The sequence below is a fragment of the Bacillus sp. ISL-77 genome, assembly GCF_018613105.1.
In genome coordinates this window covers 118,878-139,477 of the sequence record NZ_JAGGQY010000027.1, presented here as the reverse complement: position 1 = coordinate 139,477, position 20,600 = coordinate 118,878, and the positions used below count along the sequence as shown (strand labels likewise).

Sequence of the window (20,600 nt, the reverse complement as noted above, 5' to 3'; positions counted from 1 at the left end):
TGTTCTCCGCATGTTTTTTTTCTGTTCTTGGCTTTATCAGACATGGGAGGCCGCCCTTTCGGTTTATGCAGGGCTTCTATACCTCGCTCCAAAAAGGCTTTATTCCAAGCGGCAATTAAAGGCGGGTTTGTTATTCCAAAGTGGAGTGCAGTATTCATTACCGAAGCACCTGTGTTTTTCATATAGTCTAATACATCCATCTTAAATTGAACAGAATAAACCTCATTTGGGTGTTTCATCAACCCATCCACACCAAATTTCTCAAATACTTTTACCCATTTCTCAATTGTTGTTCCACTTTGTATACCATGCTTCCTAGCCAACAAGACATATCCCAATTTTCCCTCTTGATACTCTCTTACTATCATTAATTTAAATTGTTCGCTGTATTTAGCCATAAAAATACACCCCAAAAGTTAGATTTTACTCTAACTTTTGGGGTGCAGTACATTCTTAGAAACCCCCTTTGTTTTTAAAACGAAATCATCGCACCGCGCTCATCAAAAATGGCTGAAGGATTCCAAGCGACTTCCCAAAGGTTATTTTCGGGATCGGCAAAATAGGCTGTCCGTCCGCCCCAGAAGGCATCACTAGGTTCTCTCAGTATTTTTGCCCCTGCGCTGCGAATGTCTTCAATCGTTGAGTCCACTTGTTCTGGTTGATCTACATTAATAGCCAAGGTCACAGCATGAAAGCCCCCGGGAGATTGTGTAAATTCAATGCCAGCATCCTTTGCTAACTCAGCAATCGGAAATAACGAAAGCAGGACTCCAGCCGTTTTAAAGACAGCGTATTGATCTGAGCTTAATTCAGTCTCCTCCCATCCCAGAGCTTGATAAAATTTCCTAAGGACCGGTAAATCGTATGCCCCAATCGTAAGCAAACTAACTCTTTGTGGAACCATAAATAAATCCCTCCATATAAATTATTATGTGGTACTCTTCTCCAAAAAATTTGTATTCTCCTCCTTAACTTGCGGATAAAGTGAGCCAACTTGCGGATAACCGTCACCAACTGGCGGATAGTAGATTTTAGGATTATTCGTAGTTTAAATCAACAAATAAATGGTAAGATTTAAACAAAGTGATGTTAAAAATAAAGCGAGGTACACGGATGACAATTTATATTGCGCTGTTACGAGGAATTAATGTTGGCAAGCATAACCGGATCAAAATGGCAGATTTAAAAAGTCTATTAGAAACAATGGGCCTAACCAAGGTGAAAACATATATTCAAAGTGGAAATGTTTTATTCGAAGCAAAGGACGAGGCAGAGCAACTTAGCCAACGATTAGAGGATGAAATAAATAAGACATTTGGTTTTCCAGTCCCTGTTATTGTAAGAACAGCTGAGGAATACGAACAGATTATCCGTGATTGCCCCTATTCTATCGATTCGCTTAAGGAAGGCGAGAGTATCCAACTAGCCTTTTTGGTGGAGGAACCCTCCCAAGTGAAAACGGACCTTTTACGCAACTACGAAAGCGAGCCGGACGAATGTTTTATAAAAGGGAAAGAAGTCTACCTTTTTTTACGGCAGAGCATCCTAGATTCAAAACTAGCAGCACAGCTGCCGAAACTAGGTGTTCCGGCGACGGTACGTAACTGGAAGACAGTCATCAAACTATCGACCATGGTAGAAGATTTGATAAATAAATAACGCTCGGATCGATTGGATCCGAGCGTTAATCATGTTATTCGTTTTTTAATAAACGAACGCTTTCATTAAATTCCTTTTCAATCGCATCATTTTTCTTATAAGTGATCAAGCTGACAACCACTGCTACAATTAGATTGAAGACAAAGCCTGGAACTATTTCATAAAGCGTGTCACCAAGTCCAACATTTTTCCAAACGATAACGGTAACAGCGCCGACGATCATCCCGAAAAGGGCTCCCCAATTCGTAATCTTTTTCCAGAATAAACTTAGCAGGATAACTGGTCCGAAAGAAGCTCCGAAGCCTGCCCATGCATAGGCAACAAGGTCTAATATTGTGCTATTTTGCTTGAAAGCAAGAGCAGCAGCAATAACAGCAACAAGAAGAACCGCCATTCTTCCTAGGAAGACGAGGTGTTTATCCTTAGCATTTTTGTTCATTACCATTTTGTATAAATCTTCTACAAGCGCACTTGAAGTCACGATTAATTGAGAAGAAATCGTGCTCATAATCGCCGCAAGAATGGCAGCTAAAGCAAATCCTGCGAAAAGAGGGTGGAATAAAATCTGGCTTAATTCAATAAATACCGCTTCTGGATTCTTTAATACATGCTCAGGATTATTATGGAAAAATGCAATCCCAATAAATCCTGTGAAAATTGTACCGATAAGTGAGATAATCATCCAGCCCATACCAATTCGGCGAGCGCTTTTTGTTTCTTTGATCGTTTTGATCGCCATAAATCTTACAATAATATGCGGCTGTCCAAAGTAACCTAAGCCCCATGCCATTGCTGAAACAATACCTAAAAAGGTTGTCCCTTTTAATAAGTCCATTTTAGTAGGATCAATCGCTCGAATCGTTTCAAACGTTTCAGCGGGGCCACCCGTGTGAAAGATGCCAATGGCCGGAATAAGTGCTAGGGCAATCAGCATCATTAATCCTTGAATAAAGTCTGTATAACTTACAGCCAAAAACCCACCAAATAAGGTGTAGGCAACCACAACGCCGCCAACAATCAAAAGCCCAGTATGGTAACTCGTGCCAAACGAGCTCTCAAAAAAGACAGCCCCAGAAACCATTCCGGAAGAAACATAGAAAGTAAAGAATATAAGAATAACAATACCTGAAACAATACGGAGTAGTTTGGTGTTGTCTTTAAAACGGTTTTCAAGGTAGCTAGGAATCGTGATGGAATCATTGGCAACTTGAGTATAAGAACGCAAGCGAGGTGCAACTAGCAGCCAGTTAAGATAGGCTCCAATCGTTAAACCGACCGCGATCCACGCATCTGCCAAACCTGTTACATAAATTCCCCCAGGTAAGCCCATTAAGAGCCAGCCGCTCATATCAGCAGCCCCTGCACTTAAAGCGGTTACAGCTGGTCCTAAAGATCTTCCCCCAAGCATGTAATCCGTAAGATTGCTAGTCTTTCGATAAGAATACCAACCGATAAAGAGCATAGCGGCAATATAGATTCCAATCGAGAGTAGTTGTAGTGATTCGTTTGACATATATTTCCTCCCCTGTTTTGTTATCGTAGAAAATACTTTTGATAATATTTCCTATATAAAAAATATTCTATCAACTTTAAAACTCTATTACTAGTGTAAAAATATGTTTTTAAAAAATAGGGAAAAGTACTTGTAGTATAACATTGGCGAACCTGCTTAAGCAGTTCGATTGTAACGTGTAATTGAAACGATTATTATAGAAGCAAATGGAAAGGGTGCTGTGTAAATGGATTTAAACCAATGGTTTCAAAAAGGATTAACTGTCGATGGGTACATCAATGCGATGACCACCAATAAAGATGAAATGCTTACAATCTATAAGCAACTTACCTTAACGGATGAAGACAGAAATAAACTCGAGGCATTAAGACCGCAAAAATTACGAGCGATTGTCCTCTCAGAGGATTGGTGTGGGGATGCGATGCTGAATAACCCTATTTTGCTGCGAATAGCTGAGGCAGCCGGGATGGAAGTCCGTTTCGTGCTCCGCGATTCAAATCTGGAGTTAATGGACCAATATTTAACCAATGGCACGTCGAGAGCCATTCCAATTTTTATTTTTATCAATGAAGAAGGCAATGAAGTTGGCGTATGGGGACCAAGAGCAACTGAAATACAGGCATTTGTAATGGAAAAGCGTGCTGCCTTGCCAGATAAAGACGCTGAGGATTTCCAAGAGAAACAAATGGCAATGTTTAAGAGCTTTAAAGAAACCTATCAAACAGATACGGCCATTTGGCAAACCGTTGCCAATAGTATCCTATCGACACTGTTAAAATAACAAAGAGGATCCCCTAGGCAAGGGGATCCTTTTCTCGTCCATATTAAATACTGCTGTTCTTTGGAGGGATGCGGTCGTTCTGCAAACTTTTATCACTGATTTTTGGCTCAATTCCAAGAATGAAATTACGGATGTTCGAGCGGTGAAGATATATTAAGAATAAAGTGAATAAAAAAGAGATAAGTTCTAACTCAAAATCAGGAGAAACCAAAGCATATACGAGCATACTTAGACCAACGGTGATGGAGCCGAAGAATACATACTTTGTTAAAAAAATAACCAAAAAGAAGGTAATATAGGCAATCACTAATAAAGGAAAATTGGCAATCAACAGTGCTCCGGCAGTTGTAGCAATCGCCTTTCCCCCTCTAAAGCCTGCAAAAATTGGAAAGCAATGCCCAACAACAGCAGCGAATCCAAAGTAAAGAGGTTCCGCCTCAAGATTGATGTAACTTGGCATGTAGGCTGCCAAAGCGCCCTTCGCAAGATCAATAAGCAGGACGAAAATAGCTGACTTTTTACCAAGAACCCTCAATGTGTTGGTTGCACCAGGATTTTTGCTGCCATGATCCCGGATGTCTACACCAAAGACCAACCTGCCTACAATTAAGGCGGTGGGAACGCTTCCAATTAAGTAGGAAGCTAGAAGCAACAGCCAGAACATAAGCATCCTTCCCCCATCTATTATTTTAATAAATTCGTGTTATTTATAGATTCTATCACACTTCAGTGGTATTATTTTGTTGAATTCTCACTATTAGTAAGAAAAGGGAGCGCTCAACATGAGACAAATTGATTTTGGTCAAGTTGCTAATAGCTATGCAAGCGCAAGAGAAGATATTCCCGTAACCTTAATGGATAGCCTCCATCTCCGCAATATTTTTTTTGAAGGAAAAAAAGTCGCTGATATCGGCTCGGGAACTGGTGTGTTAACAAGAAAAGTGGCCTTACGAAAAGCGGATGTTATTGGCATTGAGCCATCAAAGGAAATGCTAGAACAGGCAAAGGCTTTCAATCTTACGAAGAATTTTACCATTCCGTATCAACTGGGCAGTGCAGAAGATACAGGTCTAAAAGATTCACAGTTTGATATTGTCACAGTAATAAGGGCATGGCATTGGTTTGATCGTCCTAATGCAATCCAAGAAATGAAAAGGATATTAAAAGCAAAAGGGACGTTAATTGTTATTGATTCTGGTTTTCTATCAGGCACGCCTGCCGTTGAAAAAACCTTTGCAGTGCTAGCTAAATACGTTGAAGGCGGCTTATTGCCAGCAGGTTCGAAAGCAGAGTCCCAGATGCGGATGAACGGATTTCCCGTCGAGTGGTTTGCTGAATGGCAGACAAATGGTTTCGAACTAAGAGATTTTTATAAGTTAAATTACACGGTCAACTTTACAAAGCGGGAATGGATCGAGCGAATGGAGTCGATTTCATGGCTTGCAGGAATAGATGTAACTGTTCGAAAAGCGGCATTGGAGGAGTTAGCCAGTTCAATACCAGATCAAGAATCCTTTGTCATTCCACATGAATGTAATGTTTGTATTTTAAGAATTGGAGAGTAGACCTACTATTTACGTTATAATAACTTAAAAGATAAACTTATCACATGATGAAACAACATCGCCTTATGAAAAGGATGATCAATTTGAGTCAGAAGCTTAAAATTCAACAGCCAAAAATTCCATCAAGTTTAACACCATTAGACTTTAACGATAGAGAAGATTCTTACATTAACATGGCCATTATCAGCGACTGCTCGATATCACAAGAGGAAATTGAAAAGCTAATTTTTGAGGAGGTTGTATTTAAAAATGTAACCTTTCTCGATGGATCATTTCGGTTTATTCAATTAACCGATGTCATTTTTGATCGATGCGATCTATCCAATGTGGATTTTACCGATGGAATTATCCACCGTGTCGAGTTTCGCGATTCTAAACTATTAGGGTTAAACCTTGCAGATGCTACACTTCGTAATGTCTTGTTTGAAAGCTGTAATCTGAATATGGGTTCGTTTGGATATGCTGATTTGAAGGAAATGAGATTTGAAAATTGTTCCCTTCGCAATGCTGATTACTATGATGCCAAGTTTAAAAAAATTGAATTTAAAAATTGTGATCTTGATGATGCGAATTTTACGGGAACCACTCTTAAAGGAGTGGACCTCAGCACCTGTAAATTTAACCGCTTAAATCTCTCACTTGATAGTGTTGCAGGGTGCACGGTTTCTGCAGACCAGGCGCTAGGATTTGCGAGGCTATTAGGATTGGAAATTAAAGAATAATCTACGAAATATAAGCTAAAACCGTGTGGCCGCCGTCGCACGGTTTTTTCTTGTGGAATTTTTCTGCCATGAAAATTAGCATGGTATGATAAAAAAGATTCGAAAAAATATTTTTTAAATTAGTGTAGGGTTTTTTCAATAACCTGTCGTCTATTAAAGTGAGTAACAACAAAGAAAGGGGGAGAGAACAATTAGCGATGCAGCCTTAATAGAAAATGTGTTAGAAGGCAATGATCACGCCTTTCGCCTTTTGTTAGAGAAGTACCGCAATGATGTGTTCCGGACCATCTTTGCTGTTCTTCGCGACCAAAAGGAAGCAGAAGACGCAGCACAGGAAGTATTTATGAAAATCTATACTTCTCTCCCCCAATACCAAAATCAAGGTTTCAAAACGTGGATGACGCGAATAGCTGTTAATCATGCGATAGATTTCAAAAGAAAACAAGTGAGAAGAAGAGAGGAAGTGGCGGAAGACCTCGAGCTGCAGTTAGTAGGGACACCGAAAGATAGTATTGAAAAAGAGATAATGGATACCGACCGGAGAAGGCTCGTCAGGAAGAAGCTTGATGATCTGCCCGAAAATTACCGTGATGTGATCTACGGATTTTACATAGCGGAAAAAAGCTATCAACAAATGGCAGAAGAACAAAATGTGCAGGTAAAAACGATTGAAACAAAGCTGTACCGGGCTCGCCATTGGATGAAAAAGAATTGGAAGGAGGACGATTTTTCATGAAGCATTACACTTATGATGAGTGGTTGCAATACGTTAATGACGAAATCAATGAGAATTCAAGGCAGGAATTAGAAGACCATTTATACTCGTGCGACCAATGTCTCAACCATTACTTAATGGCGATGGAAGCAAATGAATCATCGCTTCCAATTCTATCCGACATGAGCGAGTTTACCGATTTGGTCATGGCAGAGGTTTCGAAACAAAAAATCGTGGTGCCTGACACCGTTAGAAACCTAAACACTATGTTAATGGTTCCTTCGGTGCCTGACACCAAAAATGACACCAAAACTGACGCCAAAATCAAAATGAAGAGAAAACCTTTTTATCAGCAAGCGGCATTCCATTATCTTCTGGCTGCAGCGGCGACGATTCTGTTGACCTTCACGGGTGCTTTTCAGTCGCTCGCTACGTATGCGAATGCGTTAGAAAGCCCGCAACCGCAAGTTCAGAAAAAGAAGCATTCGGTCACAGAGGGTGTTATTAATAAAACTTTTGCATGGATGGATTCACTAGAAAAAAAGGAGGCAGTTAAGAAATGAAAAATCCGACAAAAGCATTGACCTTATCCTTATTTCCAGGCCTTGGTCATATATATTTCGGCAACATGTTTCGCGGAGTACTATATCTACTGACCGTAATGGGGTTGGCGTTCGTCACTGTTATTGGGTTAGTAACGAATAATGAGGAAGTTGGCATTGTTACCTTTATGTTAGGACTATTCATTTACCTAATTAGTTTTATCGACATGGGTGTGCAGGTTTCTAAACATAAAAAGGCGCAGAAGACAGCGAACCCAGATGAACCGCAGCCACAGGCTTCCCAAGATTCAGAACGCTTCTATACCATCGTTTTGTCATTTATTCCTGGTCTAGGGCATTTCCAGATTGGACTGATGAACAGGGGATTAACACTTTTGGCAACGTTTTTGGGGCTGGGGGTCATGGTTACATTTGTAACTGCACTTTCCAATCGCGGCGAATTTATGGTCTTTATGGCAGCCCTGCCGATTATCTGGGTCTACGGATTCTTTGATGCGGTTCAACAGGTAAATAAAAAGCAGCGCGGTGAGGAGCTTGTCGACAGAACGATTTTTGAAGACTTTGAAATGCGCCGCGAGGACGGGAAAAAGAGTAAGTCGATTGCTACCTTTCTTTCAATCTTCCCAGGGGCAGGCCACCTCTATTTAGGCTTACAGCGCCGGGGCATCCAGTTAATGGCAGCGTTTCTTTTTTCTATCTATATTTTAGATATCTTACGGCTTGGAATCTTCTTGTTCTTAATCCCAATCATTTGGTTTTACAGCTTTTTCGATGCCATGCAAAAGGTTTCAAAGTACGGGGAAGAAACGGTGGAGGATGTTCCGATTATTGCTTATTTCCTTAATCATCAGAAATGGGTCGGCATTGGACTTGTTCTGATGGGACTCTACTATCTAGTGATGAACGTCCTGCTTCCAGCTTTTTCACCGATGTTAAGCAGGTTAATTGATATCGATGTGATGTATTGGGTTCAAGGTTATTTTCAAACGGGGCTTGTTTGTCTGCTGTTGATTGGCGGGGGAATTAAACTTCTATCTGGAAGCAAACAAAAGCAGGGGGCTGAGAAGCATGAGTAAGTGGGGAAAAACAATTGCAGGGGCAGCTATAATCGGATTCGGGATTGGGTTCCTTTTTAGAAAAAGAAAGGGAGGAGAAGAAGCATGAGAACTTGGCGTGTTGGGACGTTTTCGATGGGGGCCTCACTCGTTTTCCTTGGCCTCTTCCTCTTTTTTTCAAAGTTTTTGGGGTTAGACCTTGTACAAGTTATGACGGCTTGGTGGCCGCTTTTATTGGTTGTTCTCGGAATTGAAATTCTCCTTTATTTGTTTTTGTCACGGCAGGAAAAGCCGGTCTTGAAATATGATTTTCTTAGTATTTTCTTTGTAGGATTAATTGGAACTGCGGGAATTGCGTTTGCGATTTTAAGCACAACGGGGATTATGGGGAAGGTGGAAGAAGTGATGGCGAGGGAAGAGCGCTCGTTTGAACTGCCTGCTTTTTCCTACCAAATGGATGACAGCATCAAACGGGTGGTGGTCAGGACGGTGGGCCATCAGATGACGGTGGAGTCAACGGAGGAAAAGGAGGTATCATTGTTCGGTACATACCGGGTGCAAACAGCCAAAAAGGAGAAGTTACTCCAAAGTGCGGATGATGTGATTATAGCAAACCAAAAGGGTGATACGCTCTATTTAAACATGAAGTCACTGCCAAACGAAATGAGTCCGTTTAATGCAGCTGGGGAAGTAGCGGCGACACTTTTGGTTCCGAATCATGTGAAGCTTGAGGTGATTGGCAGTGATAATGCGTTAACCTTAAAGCCACGCTCGCTTGTGAACGACTGGAGTATTGAAAGTGTCGGATCGGTCGTTGTCGATGTGGCCGCGGCTAGCAATTTGAAGGTTGCAGCAGTAGGTGCCCAAGAGGTAAGAGGGAAAGATGGCGACTGGAAGGTGTCAACGGAAAAGGATTTAAATGGCATCGACAATGGCAGGAAAAATGCAGTTTATCAATTTGGTGAAGGAAAATACCATATCAATATTGCCAATGCCTATGATGTTAGTCTTACTACGAATAAATAAATATATAGAGAAGTGATTAGGCATACATGGCTAAATCCACTTGTCTAGTTTTTTGCAAAAAAATAAAAAAACGTTATGATAGGAGTTGGATGTTTGAAGAAAAAATAGTTTATAGGCTTGGTTATAAGTTTGTAAGCTAGGATAATAATTGGTAGAATATTGAATTAAGCAGATAACGAATGCCGATTGTTGATTTCAAAAATAGGATGATGAAAACGATGAAAAGAGCAAGACTGATTTACAATCCTACCTCAGGACGTGAAATTCTAAAGCGGAATCTTCCAGAAATTCTTCAAAAGCTTGAGATTGCTGGGTATGAAGCTTCATGCCACGCAACCACTGGTGCAGGCGATGCGACCGAAGCAGCACGCTTAGCTGTAGAGCGTCAGTATGATATCGTCATTGCAGCGGGTGGAGATGGTACGATTCATGAAGTGGTCAACGGACTTGCGGAACAAGATTACCGTCCTAAATTAGGGATCATTCCAGCAGGAACCACGAATGACTTTGCCCGAGCCCTCCACATCCCCAGAGATATTGGACCAGCTGTAGACATTATCACTAAGGGTGAATTGATTCCCGTCGATATTGGACGTATCAATGATCGATATTTTATTAATATTGCGGGCGGCGGAAGAATAACCGAGCTTACATATGAAGTACCAAGCAAATTGAAAACGATGCTCGGCCAACTAGCCTACTACTTAAAAGGGATGGAAATGCTGCCTTCTATTAAACCTTCCGAAGTTTCGATTGAGTATGATGGGAAACTGTTTGAGGGTGAAGCGATGCTCTTTCTTGTCGGGCTGACAAACTCGATTGGTGGCTTTGAAAAGCTGGCACCGGATTCTTCTATTAACGATGGACTCTTTTCATTATTAATATTGAAAAAGACGAATCTTGCTGAATTTATCCGGATTGCTACGTTGGCTCTTCGCGGTGAGCATGTAAATGATCCAAATGTCATCTACACTCAGGCCAACCGGATTAAAGTCCAGGCAGTAGATAAAGTCCAGTTGAATTTGGATGGGGAGTTTGGCGGCTTGCTTCCAGCCGAGTTTGAAAACTTGTACCGTCATTTAGAGGTGTTTGTTCCTCTTGACGATATTCGCCCGAATGATCGCCCGACTGATTGGGAATCGGGGAAAAGATATAGCTAAGTGAAAAGTTCGTTCCAATCGGAGCGGGCTTTTTTTACAGGTGATAAAGGGAATTGTGTAATAGTTCTAGAATAATGTCTGTAATGAAATGAGAAGGGGCGTTGTGAAATGAAGGCGTTAATAAATATCGATTATACCTATGATTTTGTGGCGGTTGATGGGGCGTTAACATGCGGTGAGCCAGGACAAAAAATCGAAGGAAGGATGGTTGAACTGACAAATGAGTTTATTACGAAGGATGATTACGTTGTATTTGCCATTGATGTCCATGATCAGGGTGACGAATACCATCCAGAAACGAAATTGTTTCCGCCGCATAACCTTCGCGGGACGTCAGGAAGAGACTTGTTTGGTGCGCTGAAGGAAGTGTTTGAAATGAATGAACAACGTGAGAATGTTACCTTTATGGATAAAACAAGATACTCTGCTTTCGCGGGAACAGACCTTGAAACCAAATTACGAGAGCGCGGAATTACAGAAGTTCATTTGGTCGGCGTCTGCACCGATATATGTGTTCTTCATACAGCAGTAGATGCTTACAATAAAGGATTTAAGATTGTGGTATATAAGGATGCCGTGGCTTCTTTTAATCAGGCGGGTCATGAATGGGCCCTCGGACATTTTGAACAATCCCTAGGAGCGATAGTTAAATAGACTTTCGAGGGTAATATTGGTTATAATGAGGAAAAGCTGAAATAGTATTTCGGAGGTCTGATTATGAAACACTTTTATCACGATGATAGTTTAACTCTGCATACCGATCTATATCAGATCAATATGGTAGAAACGTATTGGAGAGATGGGATACATAATAAACGTGCGGTCTTCGAACTATTTTTCCGCAAGCTTCCGTTCGGGAACGGCTATGCAGTATTCGCTGGATTGGAGAAAGTAATCCAGTTTATTCAAGGCTTCCGCTTTAGTGGAGAAGACCTCGAGTATTTGCAAAATGAAGTAGGTTACAAGGAAGATTTTATCCAATATCTTAGAGAAATCCGTTTCACCGGAACAATCTGTGCGATGAAAGAAGGCGAGCTTGTTTTTGGCAATGAACCGATCTTACGTGTGGAGGCTCCACTTTGTGAAGCCCAATTAATTGAAACAGCGCTGCTTAACATTGTGAACTATCAAACATTAATTGCTACGAAGGCATCTCGCATCAAGCAAGTCGTGGGCGATGAAGTGGCGATGGAATTTGGGAGTAGACGGGCCCAGGAAATGGATGCTGCAATTTGGGGAACAAGAGCAGCCTATCTTGCCGGTTTTGAATCAACAAGCAATGTAAGAGCTGGTAAGCTGTTTGGCATTCCTGTATCTGGAACACATGCCCATTCGATGGTCCAAGCTTATAAAGACGAGTATACGGCTTTCATTAAATATGCCGAAACACACAAGGATTGTGTCTTTTTGGTTGATACATATGATACACTCCGCCTCGGTGTTCCAAATGCGATTAAAGTGGCAAAAGAATTAGGCGATAAAATTAATTTTATCGGAATTCGTCTTGATAGCGGCGACCTTGCTTACCTATCAAAGGAAGCACGCAAAATGCTCGATGAGGCTGGATTCACTGATGCTAAGATTGTTGCCTCAAGTGATTTAGATGAATATACGATTATGAGCTTGAAATCTCAGGGTGCCAAAATTGATAGCTGGGGAGTTGGCACAAAGCTGATTACAGCTTACGACCAAGCTGCACTGGGTGCTGTTTATAAAATTGTGTCTATTGAGGATGAAACCGGAAAAATGGAAGATACGATCAAGATCTCATCCAATCCGGAAAAAGTTACAACCCCAGGATTGAAGAGAATTTATCGCATCATCAATAATACAAACCATCATGCTGAAGGTGATTATATTGCGTTAGCAGACGAAAAGCTGCCTGAAAAACGGCTGCGGATGTTCCATCCAACCCACACGTATTTGAATAAGGTGGTTACCAACTTTACAGCAAAAGAATTACATGAAGAAATCTTTTCTAAAGGCGAGCTTGTTTATGAAATGCCTTGCTTGGAAGAATCCCGTGATTATTTGAAGCAAAACCTCGATGCACTTTGGGGCGAGTATCAGCGGATTACGAATCCAGAAGGTTATCCAGTTGACTTGAGTCAAAAATGCTGGGATAACAAGATGAGAAATATTGAAGAGGTTAAAGACAAGGTAGAGGCAATGAAAAGGTAACGATCAGGCGTTCTTTTAATAAAAAAAGGGCAGACTTAAGAGGTTTTATTTCCCTTTTGAGTCTGCCCTTCGTTTATTTTTGTTTAAAGAAATCGACAAAGGCATGGAAAATTTCGATACCCTGGTAGGTAAGCATACTTGCGGCTGATAGTGAAAAGAAGCCAATGATTACAAAGCGGATCCACATTTTAATTTCCTCCCTTATTATGGTGTTAGCTTATGATTCGGGAGGATGGATCACATAGTTTGATTGATGAAAGATGGGAATGAGAAAAATAAAGCTTTTGTGAAAACTTATGAACAAATAAATCAGTGGAGTTAGTGCTGCTGAAAGGATGATCGTAAGGATAAAGTGAGTTTGTATAACAACGGGCAGCTTTTTTTCATCGTTCCATTGGTCTTTCACCGCTCCATCATCTACGTTGATGATGGCTTTGATATTAGCGTGGGAGTGAGGAAGTGAGTAGGAAAAATGGATAAAGGTGAAAGTAAGGAAGGCAAGGAGTAACGGAATGGAAAGGTTTTTTAGCATCTTCATCAATATCCTCTCCTTCCCAAAAATGAGATTGTTTTAATCATATACACTTTTATTATATTTGAAAACAAAAATATTCTGACAATTTTCGTAGTCTTATTGAAAAAAAGGCTTTTGTCCATTAACAGGTTTCGCAATCAGTCATGCTTTGTGTTACAATCTTAGCAGTCAAAACGAGCAAAGGAAGAAACGTATGAGCAGAATAGTACCGGTTAATAAAAATGATTACATAGATGTAGTTTTTGAAGATTTAACCCATGACGGAGCGGGTGTGGCCAAGGTTGATGGGTACCCGTTATTTGTCTCGAACGGACTGCCGGGCGAAAAGGCAAAAGTGAAGGTGATTAAGACAGGCAAAGGGTACGGCTTTGGGCGATTGGTCGAGCTTTATGAAAAAAGCCCGTTCCGAGTCGATATTGAGAGCGGTGATATCCATAAATTTGGCGGCTGCCAGCTCGAGCACATCAGCTATGAAGGTCAGCTGAAATATAAAGAAAACCAGGTCCGTCAGGTGCTCACACGGATCGGTAAACTGGAGGATGTTGTTGTTCATCCGATTCTGGGGATGGACCATCCCTTGCATTACCGCAACAAAGCCCAGGTACCTGTTGGAGAGAAGGACGGCAAATTGATTGCTGGCTTCTATAGACCGAGGAGCCATGAAATTGTTGATACGAATGAGAGTGTCATTCAATTGCCTGAAATTAATGAAGCGGTTCAGACGGTAAAGGAAATATGCAGCGAGCTAGGGATTCGTGCGTATCACGAGGAATCTCATAAAGGTGTACTCAGACACATTATGGCTCGTTATGGTCAGCAGACGGGAGAGCTCATGGTAGTAATTATCACGAGGACGGCGGATCTTCCTCAGAAAAATCAGCTGGTTGAGCAAATTGTTGCGCGGCTCCCGAAGGTAAAGTCAATCGTCCATAATGTCAATTCGAAGCGCACAAACGTCATCATGGGGGAAAAAACGACAGTTTGGTGGGGGAATGAAGTCATCTATGACTATATCGGGGATGTGAAATTTGCCATTTCTGCACTGTCCTTTTACCAAGTAAACCCTGTTCAAACAAAGGTGTTATATGATAAGGCGCTTGAATATGCGGACCTTAGCGGTGAAGAAAGCGTCATTGATGCTTACTGTGGAATCGGAACGATTTCTCTATTTTTAGCACAAAAAGCAAGGAAAGTATTCGGCGTAGAAGTTGTTCCAGAGGCAATAGAGGATGCTAAGCGGAATGCAGCGTTAAATGAGATGACGAATACAGAGTTTGCTGCAGGGGAAGCGGAGGTTGTTATACCAAAGTGGTATAAGGAAGGTAATGTCGCCGATGTTTTGGTTGTTGACCCGCCGCGCAAAGGCTGTGACGAGGCCTTGCTGCAGACCATTATTGAGATGAAACCGAAAAAGGTCGTTTATGTATCGTGTAATCCAGCCACCCTAGCAAGAGATTTACGGATATTGGAGGACGGAGGATACAAAACGGTGGAAGTGCAGCCGGTCGATATGTTTCCGATGACCACGCATGTGGAAGCGGTCGCGAAGATTGTATTAAAAAACCTTTAAATCACACTGGATAAAGGGACTAAGATGAATAGTGGGTTAGATGCTGTCTGGGAGAAACCAGCCAATGGCATCTAGCCCTTTTATATAATTAACAAAATTATACAAACTTCGGGGATTGACAGATTTTTTATACATTAATGTGGATTTTAAATATCAAACAGGAATAAGCATATGGACTAGAAATATAACCGTAAAGATCATTGCCATGATTCGGTGGGACTTTTTTCGAAACCCTGATGCTTTTTTGTGGTAAGTACCCAGCAAACAAAGTGACCAAAAGAAATAAAAGGATGTATAACCCAGCAACATCTTGATATGACCATATAATCATGCTGAATACTTTTCAGAAAATTATGTACTTCATATTATTAATATGCTATAGTTAGTGAAAATTACATATCGTGTAAGAATTGGTGCCAAGCTAAGGCTTGGCTTAAAAGGGAAGAACGGTGTAATTCCGTCGCTGTCCCGCAACTGTAAATCGGAGTGAATCACAAATACCACTGTCAAATGATGGGAAGGTGTGAGGAGCAATGATGATAAGCCAGGAGACCTGCCAAATTCTAGTACACACCAGATACCTACGTGGAAATAGGTGGTGACAGTCATTTGTACGACAAACGAGTTATGAGCAGCGATGTTTATGCATATTTTTATAAGCATACCTTTAACTTGATTGTAAAGCCATTTCCATTTTGTGGAGATGGCTTTTTTGTTGTATAGGAGATTATCAAATCATTTATTTTGGATAACGTGAACTAGTTCTCTGAATCCAGCTCCAGCGCCTTTTGTTCTATTTGGGAATATGTAAATTTAAAACAGGAGGAATGTAAAATGAATTTAGTAAGTACTGCTATTGGTTACCCGTACATTGGTGATAATCGGGAGTGGAAACGTTGTGTAGAATCTTTTTGGAAGGGTGCGATATCAGAGGAGCAATTTATTTTCGAGATGAAAACGAATCGCTTGAATAATTTGAAGCGCCAGCAATCATTAGGCTTAGAGTTACTAACAGTTGGGGATTTTACCATTTATGACCGTATGCTTGACCATGCGGCAATGTTCGGATTGATCCCAAATCGTTATAAGTGGACAGGTAGTGAAGTCGATCTAACCATTTATTATGAAATGGCCCGTGGGGCAAGCCATGTTGTGGCTTGTGAGATGACAAAGTGGTTTAACACAAACTATCACTACATTGTACCTGAGTATGAAGGCAAGTCATTACAATTAACCAAAAACTACATTTTAGATTATTTTGAAGAGGCCAAAGAGGAATTAGGTCTTATTACAAAGCCTACAATAATCGGTCCTTTTACTTTTGTTAAATTAACGAAAGGATACGATGCCAAAACCAAAGCATTGTTTATTTTAAAACTCTTACCGTTATATGCTCAAGTATTCCAGCAACTTGTAGAGGCTGGGGCACAGTGGATTCAAGTGGAAGAACCAGCACTAACCCTTTCCCTAACAGCAGATGATGTAAAACTAGTGCAAGAAATTTACAAACAGTTAGCAGAAGAAGTACCGGCTGCACAAATCATGTTGCAAACCTATTTTGAAGGACTATCAGCGTATGAAGAGCTGTCTCAATTACCTGTTGCAGGGATTGGTCTTGATTTCATACATGGTGCCGAAGAGAATATGGCTTCACTTCGAAAACACGGGTTCCCACAAGACAAAGTATTAGGAATTGGTATCGTAAATGGACGTGATATTTGGCGGGCGAATTTGGCTGAAAAAGCAATGAATACAAAAGCTATTTTATCATTAAGCGGGGTAAAAGAAGCTTGGATTCAGTCTTCATGTAGTTTACAGCATGTACCTGTGACGACGAAGGCTGAAACGCGTCTAGATGCGACATTAACAAATGCTTTGTCATTTGCCGATGAGAAAATTGTTGAGTTAGCACATATCACATCCTATTTTCGTGACGAGAACTGGACTGGAAATAAGAGCGTATCACAAAGTATGATAGCGACTGAAGCATTAGAGCAGCATAAGGCGAGGAAAAATGCACGTGTGAAAGAGCTGGTATCACAAGTAAAGCCAGAGCATTTTACCCGTCCATTGACGTTTAACGAACGCCAGCCTTTGCAGAAAGAGGCATTACATTTACCGGATTACCCAACCACAACCATTGGCAGCTTCCCTCAGTCAGATCAAGTAAAACGGACACGTACAGCATGGCGTAAAAAGGAAATTACAGACGCTGAGTATGCAGCGTTTCTAAAAAGTGAAACAGCCCGTTGGATTCAAATTCAAGAAGAAATAGGACTGGATGTTTTAGTGCATGGTGAATTTGAGCGGACGGATATGGTTGAGTACTTTGGAGAAAAGCTAGAAGGTTTTGCCTTTACAGAAAAAGCATGGGTTGTATCCTATGGTTCACGTTGTGTCAAACCACCAATTATTTATGGTGACGTCGAGTGGACAGCCCCAATGACCGTGAAGGAAGTAGAAGCGGCACAGCAATTAACGTCTAAGTATGTGAAAGGGATGTTAACAGGTCCTATCACAATCTTAAATTGGTCTTTTGTCCGCGATGATATTTCACGTGAACAAGTAGCCAACCAACTAGCCTTAGCACTAAGAGAAGAGATTCAAGCTTTAGAAGATGCAGGCATTGCCATTATTCAAGTGGATGAACCGGCATTACGTGAAGGATTGCCATTACGCAAAGAAAAATGGGCTGATTATTTAGCATGGGGGGTAAATGCCTTTAAGTTAGCAACTTCTAGTGTGAAGAATGAAACACAAATCCATACACATATGTGCTATTGCGAGTTTAATGACTTTATTGAGCCGATTCGTGCCCTTGACGCAGATGTGATTTCAATCGAAACGTCTAGAAGTCATGGGGAGTTGATTCAATCTCTTAAAAAAAATCCATATGAACTTGGTATTGGTTTAGGAGTGTATGATATTCATAGTCCACGTGTACCAAGTCTAGAAGAAATCAATGCGATTTTAAACGATAGTTTAGAAATTATTTCAAAAGAACAGTTCTGGGTGAATCCAGATTGTGGTTTAAAAACACGTCATGAAGAAGAAACCATTGCATCGCTAAAAAATATGGTGTCAGCCGCTCGGAAACTACGCCAGCAGCAACAACAAACTGTTTAAATCTAAGCTTAACAATTAAATTAAGGGCCTTTTCCATTTTTGGAAAGGCTCTTTGGTTTGTTTAATTAACTGAACATCACCACGTAGGTATATGTGCATAAAATGATTAGTGCACGAAAATGGAGGTGTGATGTTCAAATATGATGTATTTCAATCATTACTATAGAAATAACCCTTACAATACGTATGTGCCGATATCAGAGTTAAGCAGGGTAGGAGCAAAGGTTACTTGGGATGAAAAACAAAAGGTTTTTAGAGTCACAAGTGATTATCATCTATTAAAGGTTGAAAACCAACAATTAAGGCAGAGGATAACAGAATTAACGGCGCTGGTAACGAATCGTGGCTTAAGGGCTAATGATCAAAACTGGGAAATGCACTTAGCTGACCAGGGAAATACCAATTATTCAACTGCTACAATGCCAGTAGATTTGACGTTATTATCATTAAAGAAAGATCCATTTAATAATGCATCTAAACTGTTTAGTGTAAATCAGAATCAGCTGTACTCTGCTGAACGAATTTCGAAAAAAATACTCTCTGCAACCGACTTGGACACCTATAAAGAGAGATGGAATTTTTCAACAGAAGACGAGAATGGATTTCTTGATTTGATAGCAAGAGACGGAGTGGTATACGCTTCAACCATGACTAATATTTATGCCATTCAGGATAACGGAACCTCTCCACTGACACTTTGGACCGTTGATAGCTTTGCGAATCGTCTAATACTTGACCGAAATACATTATTTTATTACACCAGAACCACCGAGGGTCTGGATGCGATTGGTACAGTAGATATAACAACGGGTCAAAAGAAATGGAGTTATCCCCTTAAATTCCAAGAGCTAATCGAAGGAGTTTTTGCTGCTGGCGGAAATAGACTGTATGCAAATATACGGAATCCAGTGCAAATGACATCCAAAATGTATGCATTCGATACGTCCACAGGAACTGTTCTTTGGACATTTGATCTTGATTCAAGCTTGCCTATTTACGGAGCTCCTGTCTATAAAGATGAGAAGCTTTACTTCGAAACAAAACCGGCGACAACAAGAAACATTTGGGCATTGGATGCAGCAAGTGGAAAAACATTATGGAAGTATAGTCCAACGGGTATGTTTACACAGCCTCTTTCTGTAACGGATGAGTCTTTAATTGTCCTGGATGAGATCAATATCATGGCGATTGATAAAAATACTGGAGTACAAAAATGGAAGACCATGTACGCAGAGCAGTTCGTTGCCGGGGGACTACAGACCATTAGAGGGTCAAGCGGTATGGTCGTAGCCTCAGACAGAATTATTTTGGGAAATTACAACAAGATAAAATTCTTTAATTCAGCAACTGGGCAGCTTATTTATTCAACTCTTCAGCTTACACCTACTACAGGCGCATCTGGTCTACGCCCAATCGGTGTCATCAAAGACACAATTTTTGTAACCGAGACGAATCAATTTCTCTATACGTACGCCGTGCCCAAACCAAGCCAGTTAGATACAGAAAAGCCAACGGCAACGATCGATTTGCCAGCAGTCAGCCAGCTTTCTATGCAGGATGGGAAGAATCAAATCAAGATTCCGGTTACAATAAGTGAAACGGCGGATATGGATGTAACCATTGTTGATGAAAGCGGCCAGGTAATTCAGACCATCGGTTGGGGACGCCATTTGAAGGGTACTTCCAATTTTTATTGGGATGGAAAAAATAGCCGTGGCTTTAATGTCATCCGTGGAAATTACTATCCAATTGTAAAACTCACAGATCTTGCTGGAAATAAGAATGAGTATACAGTACGTGACAAAATAATTCAGATAACAGAAGGATTCGGACTAACTATAAAAAATGCCAACTTGCGCTCGGCTGCAACCACACAAAGTACGATACTAAGAACAATCCCAGCTGGTTCAGAAGTAGTCATAACAGGAGAAACGGGTGATTGGTATCAGATTGAGTACAGGATTATCAGCGCAGTTCTGAAAGGATATGTCTCCAAGCCGTTAATCAAAGTTCCATCCAATCAGGAAATTCAAGCAATCGAAAGTGCTAAGACGAGGACAAACGTCAATGTTAGAACCTATCCTGGAACTCAGTATGATACAAAGATCGTGCTCCCGATGAATACAGATATAAAAATTTATTCCGCAATCGGAGACTGGTATTCAATAGAATACAAGAAAGACAGCGTTACTTTGGATTCTGGGTATGTAGCAAAATTTACTATTACCCTTCCAACTGTATCAACTTATGTATACACCGTTATTGCTGGCGATTCTCTCTGGAAGATTGCCCAGAAGAATGGTGTAACGATTGACTCCATCGTCAAAGCCAACAACCTCGATCCCAATCAACCTATTTATATTGGCCAAAAACTGACTATAGTGAAATAATACTTGTGAAACTGATTATGAAAAAGCAAATTGCCTAAA

Annotated in this window: 19 protein-coding genes and 1 riboswitch; of the genes, 14 read left to right on the top strand and 5 right to left on the bottom strand. The window is 40.8% G+C overall.

Translation table 11 applies throughout. From position 1 onward, the window contains the following. Both J7E77_RS11160 and J7E77_RS11155 read right to left on the bottom strand, forming a co-directional pair. Nucleotides 1–398: helix-turn-helix domain-containing protein (locus J7E77_RS11160; protein WP_214714281.1), on the bottom strand; the 398-nt coding region annotated here is incomplete at its 3' end. Nucleotides 399–472: 74 nt separating this feature from the next. Next, nucleotides 473–904, bottom strand: coding sequence for a VOC family protein (locus tag J7E77_RS11155; RefSeq protein ID WP_214714279.1), 432 nt, complete (start codon nucleotides 902–904; stop codon nucleotides 473–475). 209 nt (nucleotides 905–1,113) lie between these two features. Here J7E77_RS11155 and J7E77_RS11150 point away from each other — a divergent pair, with 209 nt between their 5' ends. Then, nucleotides 1,114–1,659 (top strand): DUF1697 domain-containing protein, encoded by a 546-nt coding sequence (locus tag J7E77_RS11150; RefSeq protein WP_214714277.1) that lies wholly within the window; start codon nucleotides 1,114–1,116, stop codon nucleotides 1,657–1,659. Nucleotides 1,660–1,693: 34 nt separating this feature from the next. Here the strand turns inward: J7E77_RS11150 and putP are convergent, their stop codons facing one another. Beyond that, nucleotides 1,694–3,172: a sodium/proline symporter PutP gene (putP, locus tag J7E77_RS11145; protein ID WP_214714275.1), complete on the bottom strand. Its 1,479-nt coding sequence runs from the start codon at nucleotides 3,170–3,172 to the stop codon at nucleotides 1,694–1,696. 226 nt (nucleotides 3,173–3,398) lie between these two features. On the opposite strand from putP, the gene J7E77_RS11140 reads away from it, so the two are divergent. Next, nucleotides 3,399–3,953: a thioredoxin family protein gene (locus tag J7E77_RS11140; RefSeq protein WP_214714273.1), complete on the top strand. Its 555-nt coding sequence runs from the start codon at nucleotides 3,399–3,401 to the stop codon at nucleotides 3,951–3,953. A gap of 43 nt (nucleotides 3,954–3,996) precedes the next feature. Here the strand turns inward: J7E77_RS11140 and plsY are convergent, their stop codons facing one another. Next, a complete protein-coding gene (gene plsY / locus J7E77_RS11135) occupies nucleotides 3,997–4,617 on the bottom strand; it encodes a glycerol-3-phosphate 1-O-acyltransferase PlsY (protein WP_214714271.1) in 621 nt (206 codons plus the stop codon). A gap of 118 nt (nucleotides 4,618–4,735) precedes the next feature. Here plsY and J7E77_RS11130 point away from each other — a divergent pair, with 118 nt between their 5' ends. The 9 genes from J7E77_RS11130 (at nucleotide 4,736) to J7E77_RS11090 (ending at nucleotide 12,940) form a co-directional block, all read left to right on the top strand. Further along, a complete protein-coding gene (locus J7E77_RS11130; RefSeq protein WP_214714269.1) occupies nucleotides 4,736–5,518 on the top strand; it encodes a class I SAM-dependent methyltransferase in 783 nt (260 codons plus the stop codon). A gap of 83 nt (nucleotides 5,519–5,601) precedes the next feature. Further along, entirely contained in the window at nucleotides 5,602–6,240 is a 639-nt protein-coding gene (locus J7E77_RS11125; RefSeq protein ID WP_251028044.1) for a pentapeptide repeat-containing protein, read from the top strand. 217 nt (nucleotides 6,241–6,457) lie between these two features. Beyond that, nucleotides 6,458–6,976 carry a sigma-70 family RNA polymerase sigma factor gene (locus J7E77_RS11120; protein WP_308160530.1) on the top strand — a complete coding sequence of 173 codons (519 nt, stop codon included), beginning with the start codon at nucleotides 6,458–6,460 and terminating at the stop codon, nucleotides 6,974–6,976. Continuing rightward, entirely contained in the window at nucleotides 6,973–7,518 is a 546-nt protein-coding gene (locus J7E77_RS11115; RefSeq protein WP_214714267.1) for an anti-sigma factor family protein, read from the top strand. The genes J7E77_RS11120 and J7E77_RS11115 overlap by 4 nt, the downstream gene beginning before the upstream one ends. Continuing rightward, the gene (locus J7E77_RS11110; RefSeq protein WP_214714265.1) at nucleotides 7,515–8,594 is read left to right on the top strand and encodes a hypothetical protein; all 1,080 of its coding nucleotides are present in this window, start codon (nucleotides 7,515–7,517) and stop codon (nucleotides 8,592–8,594) included. The genes J7E77_RS11115 and J7E77_RS11110 overlap by 4 nt, the downstream gene beginning before the upstream one ends. A gap of 84 nt (nucleotides 8,595–8,678) precedes the next feature. Continuing rightward, nucleotides 8,679–9,599, top strand: coding sequence for a hypothetical protein (locus tag J7E77_RS11105; RefSeq protein WP_214714264.1), 921 nt, complete (start codon nucleotides 8,679–8,681; stop codon nucleotides 9,597–9,599). A gap of 218 nt (nucleotides 9,600–9,817) precedes the next feature. After that, nucleotides 9,818–10,759: a diacylglycerol kinase gene (locus tag J7E77_RS11100; RefSeq protein WP_214714262.1), complete on the top strand. Its 942-nt coding sequence runs from the start codon at nucleotides 9,818–9,820 to the stop codon at nucleotides 10,757–10,759. Between the two features lie 108 nt (nucleotides 10,760–10,867). After that, nucleotides 10,868–11,413: a cysteine hydrolase family protein gene (locus J7E77_RS11095; protein WP_214714259.1), complete on the top strand. Its 546-nt coding sequence runs from the start codon at nucleotides 10,868–10,870 to the stop codon at nucleotides 11,411–11,413. 63 nt (nucleotides 11,414–11,476) lie between these two features. Then, on the top strand, nucleotides 11,477–12,940 hold the full coding sequence (locus tag J7E77_RS11090) for a nicotinate phosphoribosyltransferase (protein ID WP_214714257.1): 1,464 nt from the start codon (nucleotides 11,477–11,479) through the stop codon (nucleotides 12,938–12,940). Nucleotides 12,941–13,157: 217 nt separating this feature from the next. On the opposite strand, the gene J7E77_RS11085 is transcribed toward J7E77_RS11090, so the two are convergent. Then, complete coding sequence (locus J7E77_RS11085; RefSeq protein WP_214714255.1) at nucleotides 13,158–13,478, bottom strand: hypothetical protein; 321 nt, start codon at nucleotides 13,476–13,478, stop codon at nucleotides 13,158–13,160. Between the two features lie 190 nt (nucleotides 13,479–13,668). On the opposite strand from J7E77_RS11085, the gene rlmD reads away from it, so the two are divergent. The 3 genes from rlmD to J7E77_RS11070 all read left to right on the top strand — a co-directional run bounded on the left by rlmD (nucleotide 13,669) and on the right by J7E77_RS11070 (nucleotide 20,561). Continuing rightward, nucleotides 13,669–15,045, top strand: coding sequence for a 23S rRNA (uracil(1939)-C(5))-methyltransferase RlmD (gene rlmD / locus J7E77_RS11080; RefSeq protein WP_214714253.1), 1,377 nt, complete (start codon nucleotides 13,669–13,671; stop codon nucleotides 15,043–15,045). A 394-nt stretch (nucleotides 15,046–15,439) separates the two neighbouring features. Then, nucleotides 15,440–15,620, top strand: a riboswitch (cobalamin riboswitch). 259 nt (nucleotides 15,621–15,879) lie between these two features. Continuing rightward, nucleotides 15,880–18,171 carry a 5-methyltetrahydropteroyltriglutamate--homocysteine S-methyltransferase gene (gene metE, locus J7E77_RS11075; RefSeq protein WP_214714251.1) on the top strand — a complete coding sequence of 764 codons (2,292 nt, stop codon included), beginning with the start codon at nucleotides 15,880–15,882 and terminating at the stop codon, nucleotides 18,169–18,171. Nucleotides 18,172–18,311: 140 nt separating this feature from the next. Then, nucleotides 18,312–20,561 carry an outer membrane protein assembly factor BamB family protein gene (locus tag J7E77_RS11070; RefSeq protein ID WP_214714249.1) on the top strand — a complete coding sequence of 750 codons (2,250 nt, stop codon included), beginning with the start codon at nucleotides 18,312–18,314 and terminating at the stop codon, nucleotides 20,559–20,561. The last annotated feature ends 39 nt before the right edge of the window (nucleotides 20,562–20,600 follow it).